The organism is Ignavibacteriota bacterium (assembly GCA_016708125.1).
Classification (GTDB): domain Bacteria; phylum Bacteroidota; class Ignavibacteria; order Ignavibacteriales; family Melioribacteraceae.
The window spans coordinates 3,061,182-3,078,562 of the sequence record JADJGF010000001.1; the positions used below are offsets into that span (position 1 = coordinate 3,061,182).

Annotated in this window: 11 protein-coding genes; all 11 read left to right on the plus strand. The window is 31.7% G+C overall.

Annotated elements, in window-relative coordinates:
• Window positions 1-4: 4 nt before the first annotated feature.
• The 11 genes from IPH62_13285 (at window position 5) to IPH62_13335 (ending at window position 17,339) form a co-directional block, all read left to right on the plus strand.
• Complete coding sequence (locus IPH62_13285) at window positions 5-1,438, plus strand: DUF1593 domain-containing protein (protein MBK7106248.1); 1,434 nt, start codon at window positions 5-7, stop codon at window positions 1,436-1,438.
• 47 nt (window positions 1,439-1,485) lie between these two features.
• The gene (locus IPH62_13290) at window positions 1,486-2,607 is read left to right on the plus strand and encodes an esterase (protein ID MBK7106249.1); all 1,122 of its coding nucleotides are present in this window, start codon (window positions 1,486-1,488) and stop codon (window positions 2,605-2,607) included.
• A gap of 153 nt (window positions 2,608-2,760) precedes the next feature.
• Window positions 2,761-3,906, plus strand: coding sequence for an esterase (locus IPH62_13295; GenBank protein ID MBK7106250.1), 1,146 nt, complete (start codon window positions 2,761-2,763; stop codon window positions 3,904-3,906).
• 10 nt (window positions 3,907-3,916) lie between these two features.
• Window positions 3,917-5,074 (plus strand): esterase, encoded by a 1,158-nt coding sequence (locus IPH62_13300; protein MBK7106251.1) that lies wholly within the window; start codon window positions 3,917-3,919, stop codon window positions 5,072-5,074.
• Between the two features lie 24 nt (window positions 5,075-5,098).
• Window positions 5,099-5,986, plus strand: coding sequence for an alpha/beta hydrolase (locus IPH62_13305; GenBank protein ID MBK7106252.1), 888 nt, complete (start codon window positions 5,099-5,101; stop codon window positions 5,984-5,986).
• A gap of 19 nt (window positions 5,987-6,005) precedes the next feature.
• Window positions 6,006-7,133 carry an esterase gene (locus tag IPH62_13310; protein ID MBK7106253.1) on the plus strand — a complete coding sequence of 376 codons (1,128 nt, stop codon included), beginning with the start codon at window positions 6,006-6,008 and terminating at the stop codon, window positions 7,131-7,133.
• Window positions 7,134-7,176: 43 nt separating this feature from the next.
• Window positions 7,177-9,108, plus strand: coding sequence for a glycoside hydrolase family 97 catalytic domain-containing protein (locus IPH62_13315; protein MBK7106254.1), 1,932 nt, complete (start codon window positions 7,177-7,179; stop codon window positions 9,106-9,108).
• A gap of 33 nt (window positions 9,109-9,141) precedes the next feature.
• Window positions 9,142-11,754, plus strand: coding sequence for a glycoside hydrolase family 3 C-terminal domain-containing protein (locus IPH62_13320; GenBank protein MBK7106255.1), 2,613 nt, complete (start codon window positions 9,142-9,144; stop codon window positions 11,752-11,754).
• Between the two features lie 17 nt (window positions 11,755-11,771).
• Entirely contained in the window at window positions 11,772-13,691 is a 1,920-nt protein-coding gene (locus IPH62_13325) for an esterase (protein MBK7106256.1), read from the plus strand.
• Between the two features lie 15 nt (window positions 13,692-13,706).
• Window positions 13,707-15,710 carry an alpha-N-arabinofuranosidase gene (locus tag IPH62_13330; protein ID MBK7106257.1) on the plus strand — a complete coding sequence of 668 codons (2,004 nt, stop codon included), beginning with the start codon at window positions 13,707-13,709 and terminating at the stop codon, window positions 15,708-15,710.
• A 24-nt stretch (window positions 15,711-15,734) separates the two neighbouring features.
• The gene (locus IPH62_13335) at window positions 15,735-17,339 is read left to right on the plus strand and encodes a glycoside hydrolase 43 family protein (GenBank protein MBK7106258.1); all 1,605 of its coding nucleotides are present in this window, start codon (window positions 15,735-15,737) and stop codon (window positions 17,337-17,339) included.
• Window positions 17,340-17,381 lie beyond the last annotated feature (42 nt).

The following is a 17,381-nucleotide window of genomic DNA, read 5'->3' on the forward strand; positions in this document are numbered from 1 at the left end:
TTTTATGAAATTTCTAAGCAAATATTTTATTGTGTTTCTCTTTTTAATAGTAACAAACCTATTATTTGCACAAAGTATTCAAAAGCACAGAGTGATAATACTTACTGATATTGAAGCTGATCCGGATGATACACAATCTTTAGTACGATTATTATTATATTCAAATGAAATTGATATAAAAGGAATAATTGCAACAACTTCTTGTTGGATGAAAACTAAAATCAATCCGGAATCAATAAAAAAAATTGTTCAAGCTTATGAAAAAGTTCAACCAAATTTATTAATACATAATCCAAATTTTCCCAAAGCAGAAAATTTATTTTCAATAATTAAAAAAGGACTTCCGGAATATGGGATGTTGGGTGTTGGGGAAAACAAAGATTCAGAAGGTTCTGATTGGATAATTAATGAACTTGAAAGAAATGATGATCGCCCTTTATGGATTTCAGTTTGGGGCGGTTCAAATACACTTGCACAATCCTTATTTAAAATAAAAAATACAAAATCAGAAAAAGAACAGAAAAAATTAATTGCTAAACTTCGTGTTTATACAATTTCTGATCAAGATGATAGTGGCATTTGGATTAGAAATAATTTTTCGGATTTATTTTATATTGTTAGCCCTGGTGATGATTATGGCAGTGCAACTTGGAGTGCAATTAATACTTATGTAAAAAATATTGATAATACTTCAATTAGTAATTCATGGCTTTCGAAAAATATACAGCAATCTCATGGTCCACTTGGAGCAGTTTATCCGGATGTTGCTTGGGGAATGGAGGGAGATACTCCATCATTTTTATCTTTAATACCAAATGGCTTAAACAATCCAGAACATCCAGAATGGGGCGGTTGGGGTGGAAGATACGAGTTTTATAAACCTGATTTTTCTACTCAGAAAAAAGGCGGTTCGGGAGTTCCTTTTGAACCTGAAACAAGAATAATATGGACGAACGCTGTGGATAATTTTACACCATATATTTCAAATGAATTTGGCAGAACTGTAAAATTAGATTCAGTTTCTTTCAATGATAACAAAGTTACAATGTGGCGTTGGAGAGATGATTTTCAAAATGATTTTGCTGCAAGAATGGATTGGTGTAAAAAATCATTCCAAGAAGCCAATCATCCACCTGTTATTGTTTTAGATAATGCTGAAGAAATTACAGTTAAATCCGGACAAGGTTTTGGAATGGATGCATTTAATACAAGCGATCCGGATGGAGATAATTTCAGTTTCTTATGGTTCAATTATCCAGAAGCTGGAACGTATAAAACATTAATTAAAATAGAAGGATCTGAAAATTCTCATGGAGCTTATGTCATTGCTCCAAAGGTTGAAAAAGAAGAAACCGCACATTTTATTCTTAAAGTTACGGATAAGGGTGAGCCAAATTTGTGCAGTTATAAAAGAATAATTGTAAAAATATTACCATAAAATTTTGAAATAATTAAGTCAATGAAAAAAATAATCTTAGTGGGAAAATGAAAAAAATATTTTCAAAATTAATAATAATTATTTGTATTGCAACTTTCTCAAATCAAATAGTTGCTCAGAATTTTAGAAGACAGCCGGTTGATTCACCAGTTTTCAATAATGATAAATCTGTTACTTTTAAGATTATGGCTAAGAATGCTAAAATTGTTGAATTAAGTGCGCAATTTCTTAAATCAAATCAAAAATTGGAAAAGGATAGCTCCGGAATTTGGTCTATTACATTAGGGCCAATTGAGCCGGATATTTATCCATATAATTTTATTGTTGATGGAATTTCAATTGCTGATCCGAACAATTTAAATATTTTCCCGAATGAGAGATTTAAAAGCAGTTTGGTAGATATTCCCGGAGAGCAAACCGATCTTTATTCTACTCAAAATGTACCACATGGAAAAGTAACTTATTGCTATTACTACTCGGAAACATTAAAAGTAACACGACCGCTTTTAATTTATACTCCCCCGGGTTATGAAAAAAGCAATAATAATTATCCCGTATTTTATTTAGTTAGTGGAACAACAGATACGGAAGAAACTTGGTTTAAAGTTGGAAGAACAAATTATGTTCTTGATAATTTAATTGCGCAAAACAAAGCAGTTCCTATGATTGTTGTTATGCCATATGGAAATATGTTATGCGGCACTCCGGATCCGAATACTATTCAAGCCGCAGATATGTATAAATTATTTAGTGATGATTTAACCACAAATATAATTCCTTACGTTGAAGAGAATTATAGAGTTATTGCTGATAGAGAACATCGTGCAATTGCCGGATTTTCAAGAGGTGGCGGTCAATCATTATTTGCAGGATTTATGAACTTTGATAAATTTGCTTGGATCTGTTCATACAGTGCATTTTTAACAGGAGAAGTTTTCGATAAGTATTTTGAAAATATTTATTCAAATCCGGAATTGACAAATAAAAATTTAAAACTTTTATGGCTTGGCGTTGGCAGCGATGATTTTCTTTATAAACAAGCAACAACATTTATGGAAATTATGAAAGAAAAAAATATCGAACATAAAACATTGATTACCGGCGGAGGTCATACGTGGATGAACTCCAGACATTATCTAACAGAAACATTACAATTATTCTTTAAATAAAATTAACAATCAGAAAGTTTTGTATATTTTACTATTAAAAATTGAATCGGTTTAATAATGTTTTAAACGATAAATAATGAATTAAAAGTATTGTAAATAATAAACAAAGAAATCAATTTAAAAAGTAAAAGTTGAATTTAAAAAGGAGAGAAAATGAAACAATCAATTAAAATATTGATTTTTGTTTTGCTATTAAGCAGAGCAAATTTTGCGCAATCAGAGCAAGAAAAAATTATTGAAGATTTTAAAACGGTTTCAAATCAACCGGGCAAAGAGTTTCCAAAAGTTAATTCAGAAAGAAGAGTTAGAACAAGTATTTCCGCACCGGATGCGCACAAAGTTCAATTGGATATTAGTGCAGTAAAATATGATTTAAACAAAGATACAGCTGGTGTATGGACTGGTGAATCTGCACCGCAAGATGAAGGTTTTCATTATTATCAACTTTGGATTGATGGTGCAGCAGTGCCGGATCCAAACAGTTTATATTATTTTGGTGCAATGCGTTGGGGAAGCGGAGTAGATGTTCCCGCGCACGATCAAGAATTTTATGAATTAAAAGATGTTCCTCACGGTCAGATAAGAGAAATTTATTTTCCTTCAAAAAGTACAAACACTTCTCGCAGAGCATTTGTTTATACTCCTCCGGATTATGAAAAAAATGTAAATAAAAAATATCCGGTGCTTTATCTTCAACATGGATATGGAGAAAACGAATATGGCTGGCCTAACCAAGGCAAAACAAATTTTATTATGGATAATCTTATAGCTTCCGGAAAAGCAAATCCATTTATAATTGTAATGACTTACGGAATGACAAATGATGTAAAAATGGGCGGACTGAGAAATTTTGATATTACACCTTTTCAAACAGTTTTAGTGGATGAACTTATTCCATACATTGATTCAAATTTTAGAACTCTAACAGATCAACCAAATAGGGCTATGGCTGGTCTTTCAATGGGTGGTTTTGAAACAAAACTTGTTACCCTAAAAAAACTGGATACATTTTCTCAAATTGGTCTTTTTAGCGGCGGAAGTATAAATCTGGAAGATGTTAATAATACTCCTGGTTTTAAAGAAAAAGTAAAACTTGTATTTGTTGGTACTGGAGGCAGAGAACTTGAAAACTTTAGAAATGGCGGAAGAGGTTTTGGCGGAGATCCGGAAAAAAATACGGAAGAAATATCTAAGGAAGGAATAAATGCTCATTTTTATGTTTCGCCTGAAACTGCCCACGAATGGCAGACATGGAGACGTTGTTTAAATGAATTTGCACAGTTAGTATTTAATAAATAAGGATTTTTTTATGAAAAAATTTGAATTAAAGTTAATTCTTATTCTGATAATTTTATCAATCAACATAAACTTTGCACAAACTATTGTTGAAGATTTTAAACCATCGTCAACAGTTCAGCCGGGAAAAGAATTTCCTCAAGTAAATTCTGAAGGCAGAGTTCGAGTTTCAATTTCAGCTCCGGAATCAAAACGAGTTCAGCTTGATATTAGTGCTGTGAAATATGATCTTAAAAAAAATACAGACGGCATTTGGATTGGAGAATCTGATCCGCAAGATGAAGGATTTCATTATTATCAAATTTGGGTTGATGGTGCTGCAGTTCCCGATCCCGGAAGTTTATACTTTTATGGTGCTGGTCGTTGGGGAAGCGGAATTGAAATTCCTGCTAATGATAAAGATTTCTATGAATTAAAAAATGTTCCGCATGGAAATGTTTGTGAACAGTATTACTTTTCTAAAATTACAAAAAAATGGCGCAGATGTTTTGTTTATACTCCACCGGAATATAATGAAAATACATTTAATAGGTTTCCTGTTTTGTATTTGCAGCACGGAAGTTTTGAAGATGAAACCGGCTGGAGAAATCAAGGTTTTGCAAATCTGATTTTGGATAATTTAATTGCAGAAAATAAAGCAATACCAATGATTATTGTTATGGATAATGGTTATGCGTTTGAAGAATCTCAAAACTCTGATAAAAAAACTCCACCCAAATTTGTGTTTGAAGAAGTTTTAATTCAAGAAATAATTCCAATGATTGATGCAACTTACAGAACAATTGCAGATCGAGAACATAGATCAATGGCTGGTCTCTCAATGGGAGCAAATCAAACAATAAGAATCACAATGAATAATCTTGAAAAATTTTCTTGCATCGGCGGATTCAGCGGAACATCAAATTATCCAAGCAGTGATAAAATTGATAGACAAACATTTATGAATGGGATCTTCAAAGACGGAAATTTGCTGAATGAAAAAATTAAATTATTCTGGTTAGGAATAGGAACAAAAGAACCAAATCCGTTTCCGGGTTCTGTTGGAGCATTTCGAGCAATGTTAGATGAAGCCGGAGTAAAACATGTTTATTATGAATCGCCTAAAACAGCGCACGAATGGCTTACTTGGCGTAGAAGTTTATATCAATTTGCACAATTGTTATTTAAATAGAATAAATCATGTAGGATGAAAGAAATGAAATTAGTTAAAAATATTTTACTGATATTTTTTGTAATAACTTCTTTAACACAAGCCCAAGAAATAATTGATTTGTATTCCGGAGAAATTCCTAATTCGAAAAAATCAAACATTAAGGAAGAATTTAAAAATGGAATGTTCTCAAAAGTAACAATTCCTAAATTAGAAATATTTCTTGCCGAAAAAGATAAAAATAACGGATTGGCTGTTATTATTTGTCCCGGCGGAGGTTATGGCGTTGTTGTTTATGAAATGGAAGGAATTAAAACTGCAAAAGAATTTACTAAAAATGGAGTTAATGCATTTTTGTTAAAATATCGTCTTCCGAATGATTCAATAATGATTGATAAAAAAAATGGTACTCTTCAAGATGCACTTCAAGCAATAAAATTAGTGAGAGAAAATTCTGAGAAATGGGGAATAGAAAAATCTAAAATTGGCATTATGGGATTTTCTGCTGGCGGACATTTAGCATCTACAGCTGCAACTCATTTTGATATGCAAATTATTGAAAATAATTCAAACATAAATTTACGACCCGATTTTCAAATATTAATTTATCCGGTAATTAGTATGCAAGAAGGATTAACTCATTTGGGATCTAGAGAAAATCTTTTAGGAAAAAATCCAACAAAAGAATTAATTGATTTTTATTCAAATGAATTGCAAGTAAATGAAAACATACCGCCAGCTTATGTTACTCATACCGGAGATGATAAAGTTGTTGATGTAGAAAATAGTTTGGAATATTATAAAGCATTGAAGACTAATAATGTTCCGACAGAGATGCATATTTATCCCAAAGGAAATCATGGATTTGTATTATCTCAGCCAGTTGAAGAATGGATGGAACCAATTTTAAAATGGTTGAAAAAGTTAAACTAAATATTAGATGAAGGAAATTATGAAAACTGAAAAAAAATTATTTCTGCATATTATTATTCTGACTTTATTATTTACAAATATTTATTTCGCTCAATTTGGAAACCGACCGGTTGTTATTTCTCCACAAGTAAATGAAAACTTTACAGTTACATTTAATTTCCTTGCACCCTCTGCAAAAGAAGTAAAACTTAATGCACAATTTGAAAAACAGCCAAAATTAATGGAAAAAGATTCTGTAGGAATTTGGAGTGTAACGGTTGGTCCGGTAAAACCAGATATGTATCCATACTGTTTTATTGTTGATGGAATAAGTATTGCAGATCCAAATAATTCAGCAATATTTCCAAATGAAGGATTTCAAAACAGTGTTGTGGAAATTAATGATAAAACACCGCTAATTCATTCTGTGCAAAATGTACCCCATGGAACAGTTTCTTATCGTTATTATTATTCTGAAGAACTTGGAATTCGTCCAGTAGTAATTTATACTCCTCCGGATTATGAAAAAAATATTGATAAGAATTATCCGGTTCTATTCTTGCTTCATGGAACAACCGATACCGAAGAAACTTGGACGAAAGTCGGAAGAGCAAATTTCATTTTAGATAATTTAATTGATCAGCAAAAAGCTGAGCCAATGATTATCGTAATGCCGTATGGAAGGGCTTATCCAGCGATTAGTAAATCTTCCGGAAGTTTAAGAAATTGGGAAAACCTTCAAGAATTTAAAAAAGATTTTTTAAACAATCTCATGCCATTTGTTAAAGAAAATTATAGAATAAAAGAAGGTAAAGACAATTATGCAATTGCGGGATTTTCCGGCGGCGGCGGCGAAACTTTATATCTCGGTTTGAATAATCAAGACAAATTTAGCTGGGTTTGCGGATTTGCTCCCGGAATGTTGAAAGAAGAGTTTGATAGAAATAATGCCGGCGCATTTGCTGATCCAAATCTTACTAATCAACAATTAAAATTATTTTGGATTGGAGTTGGCAGAGAAGATTTTTTATATAAAGTAGTATTAGATTATTTAAACATTCTTGATGAAAAGAAAATTAATTATGAAAAATTTATTTCGGAAGGCGGACATACTTGGATGAACTGCAAACTTTATCTGAGTGTAATATTACAAAAGTTATTTAAATAATTTTTCTTGATAAAACATTAAAAAATATTTTTATAGGGAAATAATGAAATTATTCAGATTAGCAATTATTGTCATAATAATAAGTTTTGCAAAAGATTCTTTTGCGAATAAAATTTATGACTTAAAAAGTCCAAACGAGAAACTATCAATAAATTTTAGGATAACTGAAAATGGTGAACCAGTTTATTCAATTTCAAGTTTGGGTGAATCAATTTTTAAGCAGTCTAAATTGGGAGTTGTGAGAAGCGATGGAAATTTTTCTGCTAATTTAATTCTTGACTCAGTTTCGAATGTTACAGTTGTAAATGATAAGTATAAGTTGCTTCATGGAAAAAGATTAGAATGCAATTATTCAGCAAATAAAAAAGTATTTTATTTGAAAAATTCTGATTCAAAAAAAATAGAGATTATTTTCCAAGTATCGAATGATGGTGTTGCATTTAGATATCACTTTCCGGAAAATTCAGATGCGAAATTAAAAATTTATAATGAAGCAACATCTTTTCATTTTGATACTTCCACCAAAGCATTTTTACAGCCTTGCCCGGATGCACGAACTGGTTGGAGTTTTTCACAGCCATCTTATGAAGAATATTATCAAATGGAAATTCCGGTTGGAACAGTTTCTCCATTTCAAGCCGGTTGGGTATTCCCGGCACTATTCAATTTTAAAAATTATTGGATAAGTATTACGGAAACAGCAGTTGATACAAATTATTGCGGTTCTCGGTTAGGTCAGTTTTCACCGGATGGCGAATATTCAATTCAATTTCCTCAGCCACAAGAAACCAGAGGAAATGAGTCCGCATTACCAGAATCAACTTTACCGTGGTTTACGCCCTGGCGAATTATAGCAATTTCAGAAAATTTAGGTGGACTTGTAGAATCAACAATCGGAACAGATTTAGCAATCCCACAAAAATATGATGTGTCTTCTTGGCTCAAGCATGGTATAGCTTCTTGGAGCTGGGTAATTCTTAAAGATGATTCTACAAATTTTGATACTCAAAAAAGATTTATTGATTTTGCTTCCAAAATGAATTGGGAATATTGTTTGATTGATGCTTTTTGGGATAAGCAAATTGGATATGAAAAAATAAAAGAGCTTGCAGATTATGCGAAAACCAAAAATGTGAAAATACTATTGTGGTATAATTCTGCTGGTGATTGGAATACAACTCCGCTTACACCACATAATAAAATGATTTCAAAAGAATCAAGAAGAAATGAATTTCAAAAATTACAAGAAATGGGAATTGCCGGAATAAAAGTAGATTTCTTCGGAGGTGATGGGCAGTCGATGATGAAATATTATATTGATATTTTAAAAGATGCCGCTGATTACAAAATTGCAGTAAATTTTCATGGTTGTACATTACCGCGCGGATGGCACAGAACTTATCCAAATTTGGTAAGTATGGAATCAATTCGTGGTGAAGAATATGTGACTTTTGATCAATCGAATGCAGATCGCCAAGCAGCACATTGTGCAATAATTCCATTTACAAGAAATCTTTTTGATCCAATGGATTTTACACCAGTTAATTTTTCCGGAATTCCAAATATAAATCGTAAAACAACAAAGGGATTTGAAATTGCGTTATCTGTTTTATTTACTTCTGGAATTCAACATATAGCTGAAACACCAAAAGGAATGTACATACAAAAGGATTTTGTTCAAGAATTTATGAAGAATTTACCAGAAACATGGGATGACGTAAAATTTATTGATGGTTATCCCGGTAAGTATGTTGTACTAGCAAGAAAAAAAGGTAATGAATGGTATATAGCTGGAATTAATTCTGAAGATAAAGAAATAAGTTTAACATTAGATTTGTCATTTATCAAAAGCAAATCAAATGGTAAAATATTTAAAGATTCACAAGATTTAAAAGATCTTACTCTATCGGTTATTTCATACAGAAAACCAATTAAATTAACGCTAAGTCCAAATTCCGGTTTTGTTATAAAATAAATTTTATTGATTATAAAATAAATTGAGAGAATAATGAAAAAAATATTTTTAATAATATTAACCATAACGGTTACTTTGAATTTGTTTGGGCAGTCATATCCATATCAAAATCCAAATTTAAGTTCAGAAGAAAGAGCGAATGACTTGATTTCTCGTCTAACTATTGAAGAAAAAGCTGCATTAATGTGTGACGTATCAGATGCAATTCCAAGATTAGGAATTAAGAAATTTAATTGGTGGAGTGAAGCTCTGCACGGTCTTGCAAATAATAATGATGTAACAGTTTTTCCACAACCAATTGGAATGGCTGCTTCATTCAACGACGAACTTGTATACAAAATATTTAACGCTACTTCAGATGAAACTCGTGCAAAATATAATGAGTCTCAACAAAAAGGATTAGAAAATAAACGTTTCTTGAGTCTTTCTGTTTGGACACCTAATATTAATATTTTTCGTGACCCACGTTGGGGACGTGGACAAGAAACTTATGGTGAAGATCCATACTTAACTTCACGAATGGGAGTTTCGGTTGTTAAAGGTCTTCAAGGTCCAGATGATGGAAAGTATAAAAAACTTCTTGCTTGTGCAAAACATTATGCTGTTCATTCTGGCCCGGAGTGGAGCCGTCATTCACTTAATCTAAATAATGTTGATCCTCGGGATTTATGGGAAACATATCTTCCGGCATTTAAATCATTAGTTCAAGAAGCAGATGTACGTCAAGTTATGTGTGCTTATCAGCGTTTGGATGATGAACCTTGTTGTGCAAATGGTCGTTTACTTCAAGACATTTTACGAGATGAATGGGGATTTAAACATTTAGTTGTATCCGATTGCGGTGCAATTGGAGATTTTTATACTACTCATAAATATTCATCAGATGCAGTTCATGCTGCTGCTAAAGGCGTTTTGGCTGGAACTGATGTTGAATGTCAATGGATAAATCATAATTATAAATTATTACCGGAAGCAGTTGAAAGAGGATTAGTAAAAGAGGAGGAAATTGATGTTAGGTTGATGAGAGTTTTAAAAGGTCGTTTTGATTTAGGTGAAATGGATAAAGATGAATTGGTTCCATGGACAAAAATTCCCATATCAATCGTCAATAATGATGAGCACAAAAAACTCGCATTTGATATGGCACTTCAAACAATGACACTTCTTCAAAATAAAAATAATATTCTTCCTATTAAAAAATCTGTTGAAAAGATTGCTGTAATTGGTCCTAATGCCGATGACGAAGTTATGCTTTGGGGAAATTACAACGGAAAACCATTCAGAACAATTACAATTCTTGATGGAATTAAAACCAAACTTTCTGAAAATAAAATATTTTATGATAAAGGTTGTGATTTAGTTGAAGATAAAGTTACAAATAGTTATTTCGCAAAATGTTCTTTTGAAGGAAAAAAAGGATTCAAAGCTACTTACTGGAACAATAAAGATTTTACCGGAGATATTGTAACTACTGACCAATTAGAAAACCCAATAAAATTAACTACTGCTGGACAACATGAATTTGCTTCCGGAGTTAAGTTAGAAGGTTTTTCTGCTAAATATGAAACAGTATTCGAAGCAACTGAAAGTGAAGAAATTGTTTTCAAGTGTGGAGCAACAGGTTCATTTGAACTTTTAGTTGATGATAATAGAATTAGAAAATATGAAAATTGGAGAACTCTTCCTTCAAGAATTCCATTTAAAGTTGAGAGCGGTAGAAAATATAAAATCGAAATTAAGTTTGCTCAATTAAATGACTGGCAAGCAAATATTGAATTTAATTTTGGGAAAGAAGTAGATATAGATTATAACGCACTCATTAGTAAATTAGATGAAATTGAGACTGTAATTTTTGTTGGAGGACTTTCAACACAATTGGAAGGCGAAGAAATGCCGGTTTCTTATCCGGGTTTTAAAGGCGGTGATCGTACTGAAATTGAACTTCCATCTGTTCAAAGAAATTATCTTAAGGCTCTTAAACAAGCTGGGAAGAAAGTAATTTATGTTAATTGCTCAGGATCAGCTATAGCATTAGTTCCCGAAACTGAAAGCTGTGATGCAATTCTTCAAGCTTGGTATGGTGGTGAATCCGGTGGACAAGCTGTTGCAGATGTTTTGTTTGGTGATTATAATCCATCTGGAAAACTACCAATTACATTTTATAAAAATTTACAGCAACTTGCTGATTTTGAAGACTATTCAATGCAAGGAAGAACTTATAGATATATGTCTGATCACCTTTTCCCATTTGGCTTTGGTTTAAGTTACACTACTTTTTCAATTGGTGAAGCAAAACTGAGTAAATTCACGATTAAGGAAAATGAATCAATAGAAATAACAATTCCGGTTTCAAATACTGGCAAAATAGATGGAACAGAAATAGTCCAAGTTTATGTTAAAAAATTAAAAGATGTTGATGGACCACTTAAAACATTAAAGGGATTTCAAAGAGTTTATTTAGCTGCCGGGAAGAAAGAAAATACTGTTATTAGTTTGCCGTATAATTCATTTGAATTTTACGATAGATTCAATGATAAAATGATGGTAACACCCGGTGAGTATGAAATATTTTACGGAAAAAGTTCAGATTTAAAAGATTTGATAAAAACAATGATTACCATAAAAAATAATACAAAATTGAATTAATTGATCATGGAGATTAAATGAATATTCGAATAATTTTTATTGTTTTTTTATTATTTAGTTGCAATTACTTAAAAGCACAAAATCTTGAAAAGCAAGCTCCGATTGGCTTTGACGTTTATAGAGAAAATATTGCTCATGGAAAAATTGATTCAGTTACATATGAATCAAAAACTGTTGGTACAAAAAGAAAAGCAATAATTTATACTCCGCCGGAATTTTCTAAAGACAAAAAATATCCGGTATTATATCTTTTACATGGAATTGGTGGAGATGAAAAAGAATGGTTGAAAGGTGCACAGCCGCAAATAATTTTTGATAATCTTTATGCTGAAAATAAAATTGAGCCAATGATTGTTGTAATGCCAAACGGCAGAGCAATGAAAGATGATCGAGCAATTGGAAATATTTTTGATAAAGAAAAAGTTGATGCATTTGCAAATTTTGAAAAAGATTTACTTAATGATCTTATTCCTTTTATTGAAAAAACATTCCCAGTTCTAACTGACAGAGAACATCGTGCAATTGCTGGTTTATCAATGGGAGGCGGTCAATCATTAAATTTTGGACTTGGAAATTTAGACAAATTTGCTTGGGTTGGCGGGTTTTCTTCTGCTCCAAATACTAAAAATCCGAAGGAACTTTTTCCAAATCTGGAAGAATCTAAAAAGAAATTAAAATTGCTTTGGATTTCATGTGGAGATAACGATGGCTTAATTCCTTTTAGTACACGAACACATGAATATGCAAGAGACAATAATATTCCACATATTTTTTATATAGAACCCGGAGTACATGATTTTAAAGTTTGGAAAAATAGTTTGTATATGTTTTCCAAAATAATATTTAAAAATGTTGACGAAACAAAATTCTCACAATGCAGCCCTTTGGGAATTCCGGCATCAAGTAATGTTAGAAGAGCAAAGTATCCGCAGATTTTACCAGATAATAGAGTAATATTTCAAGTAAAAGCTCCGGAAGCAAAAAATGTTCAGATTGATTTGGGCAAAAAATATGATATGATAAAAGATACAAGCGGTGTTTGGGAAATTATAACCGATACGATTTGTGAAGGGTTTCATTATTATTCATTATTGATTGACGGCGTTGCAGTTTGCGATCCGGCAAGTGAAACTTTTTACGGTATGGGTAGAATGGCTTCGGGAATTGAGATTCCACACAAAAATGATTTTTATTATGAATTGAAAGATGTACCTCATGGTGATATAAGAATTAAAAAATATTTTTCAAATGTCTTAAACAGATGGCGACAAGTTTATATTTATACTCCTCCCGGTTATGATCAAAATGTTAATGAAAAATATCCAGTGCTCTATATATTGCATGGTGGAGGCGAAGATGAACGCGGATGGGCAACTCAAGGTAAAACAGATATTATTTTAGATAATTTAATTTCAGATAAAAAAGCAGTCCCAATGGTTATTGTAATGCCCGATGGAAATATTGATGCCCCAATGTTCGGTGATCAAGTTTTAAAAATGTTTGAAACAGAATTATCAAAATCTGTTATTCCATTTATTGAAAATAATTATCGAGTTAAAACAGATTCTAAAAATCGCGCACTTGCTGGTTTATCAATGGGCGGACTTCAAACACTCTATGCCGGAATTAACAATACAGAAATGTTTTCATACTTGGGAGTTTTTAGTTCGGGTTGGATCCAACCGATGCAAAAAGATTTAGCGAATTCACAATATGATTTTATACGAAACAATGTTGATAAAATAAATACAAATTTAAAATTATTTTGGATTTCGATGGGTGGAAAAGAAGATATTGCTTACAATAATTGCCAATTGATGATTCAAAAATTTGATGAGATGAAAATAAATTATCAATATAGTGAATATCCCGGCGGACATACCTGGCCGGTTTGGCGTCATGATTTATTCAACATAGCACAATTATTATTCAAATAAAATATTGCTAAAAGAATGAAGAAATTTAATAAAATATTTTGCCGAGTAGAAATTAACATAACAAAAAATCTTTTCAACTTGATTTTATTTTGTGTGTTATTTTCTACAGTAATATTTTCACAATCAGCAAACAATGGAAAAAAAATTAGCTCCAATTTATTTGGATTATTTTTTGAAGATATTAATTATGCAGCAGATGGCGGACTTTATGCAGAGCTTGTGCAAAACCGTTCGTTTGAATATAATCCTACAGAACAAAAAAGTTGGAATCCCTTTTCTTTCTGGGAATATATTTCACCCGGGTTTTCTTATGGAAGAATTAGTGTAGAAACAAATTCACCAATTCATTCAAACAATCCGCATTACATAGTGCTTGATGTTGAACATGTTGGACATGAAGGTAATTATATTGGTGATACCGGAGTTGGTTTAAAAAATTCCGGATTTAACGGAATGGTAATTAAGACTGGTGAAAAATATAATTTTACTTTTTTTGTACATCAATATTCAGAAGAACCAATTAATTTCAAAATAAGTTTGCAAAGTCCATCCGGCAAAATTAAATATGCTGAAAATCAAATTACAACTTCTTCAAAAGATTGGAAAAAATATTCAACAAGTTTAATTGCATCAGAAAAAAGTGACAGTGCAACATTAGTGATTCTGGCATCAACCAAAGGAAAATTTGCAATCGATGTAATTTCTTTATTTCCGGAAAAAACGTTTCTTAATCGCACAAATGGATTAAGAAATGATATTGCTCAAGTACTTGCCGATATGAAACCAAAGTTTATTCGTTTTCCTGGAGGATGTCTTGTGCATGGCGATGGATTGGGTAATATGTACAGGTGGAAAAATACAATCGGTCCAATTGAACAAAGAAAAGAACAGAGAAATATATGGGGTTATCACCAAACAACCGGTCTTGGATATTTTGAGTATTTTCAATATTGTGAAGATATTGGCGCAAAGCCTTTACCGGTATTGCCAGCTGCGGTTAGTTGTCAGAATTCCGGAGGAACCTGGAGAATTGGAGGTACTGGGCAGAAAGCACTGCAAATGAATGAAATGGATGAATATATTCAAGAAATCCTTGATTTAATTGAATGGGCAAATGGTCCAATTACTTCAACTTGGGGTAAAAAGAGAGCTGAAGCTGGACATCCAAAACCATTTAATCTAGAATTTATTGGGATTGGCAATGAAGATAAAATGACACCGGATTTTCAAGAAAGATTTAAAATGATATTTGAAGTTGTAAAATCAAAACATCCGGAAATAACAATAATTGGTACAACCGGACCTTTTCACAGTGGAGAAGATTTTGAGAAAGGATGGAAATTAGCAAATGAATTACAAATCCCAATTGTTGATGAGCATTATTATGTCGATCCCAATTGGCTTTTAGCAAATCAGAATCGTTATGATAAATACGATAGAAATAAATCGAAAGTTTATCTTGGGGAATATGCTTCTTGGGGAAACGAGATAATAAATGCAATTACCGAAGCAGCTTATTTAACGTCGTTAGAGAGAAATGGCGATGTAGTTGTTATGGCATCATATGCACCTATGCTTGCTAAAAAAGATTTTACACAGTGGAAAACCGACTTGATATTTTTTGACAATAATCAAATTTTACTTACACCAAATTACCATGTTCAAAAAATGTTTATGACGAATCAAGGTGAAACGTATTATGATAATATTATTTCATTTGATGAAAGTGATACGACTTTAGCTTCATCTTGCGTTAAAGATAGCGAAAGCGGTGATATAATTTTAAAATTAGTTAATGCAAGCCTTGAAATGAAATCAATTAAAATTGATTTATCAAATTTTAAAATTTATTCAGAAGCTGAGAAAACAATTTTATTTGGTGATCCGGAAGATGAAAATTCATTTGATAATCTTGTAAAAATTATGCCAGAAAAATCAACAATGAAAATTCATTCAAAATTTAATTGTGATCTACTGGCAATGTCATTAACTGTTCTAAGAATAAAAACAGAAAAATAATTATTGCATAGTATGAGTAAAATTATGAGTAAAAAAAAGTTTATACCTAAAATAATTTTATTGATGATAATTATTTTATCTGCAACCAATTTAAGTGCACAAAAACTTCACAGCGATAATGGGGATGGTACATTTACAAATCCGGTTATTGCGGCTGATTTTCCAGATCCAGATGTGATTCTTGTAGATGATACTTATTATATGGTTACCACAACAATGTTTATTTTCCCCGGAGTAACAGTTCTTAAATCCAAAGATTTAGTTAATTGGGAATATTGTAGCAATGCGGTTCCTAGATTTGATTTTAGTCCATGTTATAATCTTGATGGGTGTAATAGATATCGACACGGACAATGGGCAACAAGTATAAAGTACAATAAAGGAAAATTTTATTTATTGTTTATAACTCTTGATGAAGGCGGATTTATTTGCTCCTCAGAAAAAGCTGAAGGTTCTTGGGAAATTAAAAAATTACCCAAAGGGTTTTATGATCCTGGATTATTTTTTGATGAAGATGGAAGAATATTTGTTGCTCATGGATATAGTGAAATTAGAATTACCGAAGTTGATAAAAATTTTACACCAATAAGCAAAGATTCGCTTGTTTACGTCGGCGATATTCGAAAAGGTTTAGAGGGTGCTCATGTTTATAAAATTAACGATTATTATTATTTGTATTGCACATACGGAGGACTAGACGGAATTCAAGTTGCTCTTCGTTCAAAAAATATTTACGGACCATATGAACAAAAAATTGTAATTAGTGAAAAAACTCATGGCTCAAACTTTGGCATACATCAAGGAGCACTAATTAAAACTCAAACTGGAGAATGGTGGACAATGCTTTTTGTTGATAGCGGTCCTTTCGGTCGTTTCCCATCATTGCAGCCGGTGACTTGGATTGATGGTTGGCCAATGGTTGGCGTTGATGGAAAAGCTGTAGTTAATTATAAAAAGCCCAATGTTGGAAAAGAATATCCAATAAAAATATTTCCCACATCTGATGAATTTAATACTCAAGAATTGGGAATGCAATGGGGATGGAATCATAATCCGGAACAAAGTAAATGGTCACTTTCAGAAAATCACGGATACTTAAGATTAAAAACAGTTAGAATTGTTGACAGCTTGCAAAAAGCACAAAATACTTTAACACAAAGAATGTTTGCATATTATTCCGATACTTTAGCAACAGTTGGAACAACAGAATTAAATTTTGAAAATATGAAAGATGGTGATATTGCCGGATTAGCAATATTTCAAGATCCGTATGCATTTATCGGAGTAAGAAAAAACAATAATAAAAATTATGTGATTATGTTTAACAATGGAAAAATAATTGATTCGACTGAAGTTAACGGAAATAAAATTTATTTAAAAGCTAACGCAATTTACGGATCGGGTGCCGAAGATATTTTTACGGGCGATGCTCCAGCTGGATCTGGAACTGCAACTTTTTCATTTAGTATTGATAATAAAAATTTTACAAATATTGGTGATGAATTAAAAATGAGATTTAGTTTAAAAATATTCACGGGAAATAAATTTTGTTTATTTAACTATGCTACAAAGGAATTTGGTGGTTATGTTGATTTCAATTGGTTTAGAACAAGTGCCGAAAAAATTTAAATATATAATTTGAAATATATTCGCTAATATTTTTTTAATATC

Bases quoted from the DNA above. Each gene is read 5' to 3' on its own strand.
- IPH62_13285 (MBK7106248.1), top strand. From the start codon at position 5: ATGAAATTTCTAAGCAAATATTTTATTGTGTTTCTCTTTTTAATAGTA.
- IPH62_13290 (MBK7106249.1), top strand. From the start codon at position 1,486: ATGAAAAAAATATTTTCAAAATTAATAATAATTATTTGTATTGCAACT.
- IPH62_13295 (MBK7106250.1), top strand. From the start codon at position 2,761: ATGAAACAATCAATTAAAATATTGATTTTTGTTTTGCTATTAAGCAGA.
- IPH62_13300 (MBK7106251.1), top strand. From the start codon at position 3,917: ATGAAAAAATTTGAATTAAAGTTAATTCTTATTCTGATAATTTTATCA.
- IPH62_13305 (MBK7106252.1), top strand. From the start codon at position 5,099: ATGAAATTAGTTAAAAATATTTTACTGATATTTTTTGTAATAACTTCT.
- IPH62_13310 (MBK7106253.1), top strand. From the start codon at position 6,006: ATGAAAACTGAAAAAAAATTATTTCTGCATATTATTATTCTGACTTTA.
- IPH62_13315 (MBK7106254.1), top strand. From the start codon at position 7,177: ATGAAATTATTCAGATTAGCAATTATTGTCATAATAATAAGTTTTGCA.
- IPH62_13320 (MBK7106255.1), top strand. From the start codon at position 9,142: ATGAAAAAAATATTTTTAATAATATTAACCATAACGGTTACTTTGAAT.
- IPH62_13325 (MBK7106256.1), top strand. From the start codon at position 11,772: ATGAATATTCGAATAATTTTTATTGTTTTTTTATTATTTAGTTGCAAT.
- IPH62_13330 (MBK7106257.1), top strand. From the start codon at position 13,707: ATGAAGAAATTTAATAAAATATTTTGCCGAGTAGAAATTAACATAACA.
- IPH62_13335 (MBK7106258.1), top strand. From the start codon at position 15,735: ATGAGTAAAAAAAAGTTTATACCTAAAATAATTTTATTGATGATAATT.